This is a genomic window from Paenibacillus eucommiae (genome assembly GCF_017874215.1).
Lineage (GTDB): Bacteria > Bacillota > Bacilli > Paenibacillales > NBRC-103111 > Paenibacillus_AI > Paenibacillus_AI eucommiae.
In genome coordinates, this window is record NZ_JAGGLB010000081.1 from 1 (window position 1) to 1,403 (window position 1,403).

The 1,403-nt window shown below is 50.0% G+C and carries 1 protein-coding gene; it reads left to right on the plus strand.

What is annotated here, in order from left to right; genetic code table 11:
* The first annotated feature begins 107 nt into the window (after positions 1 to 107).
* Complete coding sequence (locus tag J2Z66_RS42320; protein ID WP_209980134.1) at positions 108 to 1,292, plus strand: IS256 family transposase; 1,185 nt, start codon at positions 108 to 110, stop codon at positions 1,290 to 1,292.
* Positions 1,293 to 1,403 lie beyond the last annotated feature (111 nt).

The following is a 1,403-nucleotide window of genomic DNA, read 5'->3' on the forward strand; positions in this document are numbered from 1 at the left end:
GGTGGCGTAAAATAGTCTGTGTACCAAAAATTGGAGTGTTTCCAAGACAAAAATGGTAGGGTATACTCTCGGAATTGTCCAGATCCACAAGAGGAGATTACCCTACCATGTCATCTAGTATAACTAACACTGAGTTTATGAATCAATTGGAAAATGCTGTACGTACCTTTGTTCAAGAAAAGCTTGAACTGGTGATGCGCGAAGAGATCTCAAACTTTTTTGCAGTGGAGCAGCCAGAAGAGACATCGAATACACGCAATGGCTATTACAAGCGTACCTTGGAAACCAAGTTTGGCAAAATCGATGACCTCAAGGTCCCTCGTGACCGCCAGGGCGAGTTTCAAACCCAGCTCTTCGAGCCCTACCAACGCCGGGACGGCTGGCTGGAAGAAGCAGTCATCCGCATGTACAAAGGGGGCATGAGCACGCGGGATGTCGGCGACTTTATTGAAGCGATCATTGGCTCCCACTACTCGCCTACGACTGTCAGTAACATCACAGGCACGGTGCTTCAAGACGTGCATGCATGGCAGGAGCGTCCCTTGAAGAAGCGCTACTCGGTCCTCTACATCGATGGTATCCACTTTAACCTGCGGCGTGACAGTGTGGCCAATGAAGTCATCTACGTAGCGATGGGCGTGGACGAAGAGGGACAACGACAAGTGTTAGGCTTTCTGGTTGGTGGCAACGAGAGTGCCCATGGCTGGAAAGCGTTCCTTCAGGAGCTGTATCAGCGCGGGGCTACGGACATCCTGCTGGGTGTATTTGACGGGCTTATCGGCCTTGAGGATGCGTTCCACAGTGTGTATCCCAAAGCCGATGTTCAGCGCTGTGTGGTACATAAAATGCGGAATATGTTCCCCAAAATCCGCGTTAAAGACAAAGTGGAGTTTATGGGCGATCTTAAGCTTGTTTACGAAGCGCCCAATTATGCACAGGCTCTCCATCAGTTTTTGGCCGTGGAAATAAAGTGGTCGAAGATCTATCCTCGCGAAGTCACATCGTGGAAGGAGGATCTCCCTGTACTCCTGGCTTTCTACAAATACCCGGCTGCCATCTGGAAAATCATCTACACCACCAATGCGATTGAACGCACCATGAAAGAAATCCGTAAGCGGCTGCACCCGATGAATAGTGTGCCTAATGTAGATGCGGCGGAGAAGGTGGCCTACTTTGTCCTGCAGGATTACAACGAACGTTGGAGTGAGCGGATCACCCGTGGTTTCGGTATGGAAGAGACTCGGATCGCTTTGGCCAACATGTTTCAGGAACGCTACGGCGTCAAAGCTTAAAAAAAGGCTCCCGCGCCTTCGCTTGGGCTACACCACCCACCATCACAAATAAATATCTGGCGTTTCCATGAGTTCCCTTTTAGCTCCATACACAAACTTCTTGACACTACC

What these genes read in the sequence shown, in the direction of transcription:
- J2Z66_RS42320 (WP_209980134.1), top strand. Translation starts at nt 108, where the DNA reads ATGTCATCTAGTATAACTAACACTGAGTTTATGAATCAATTGGAAAAT.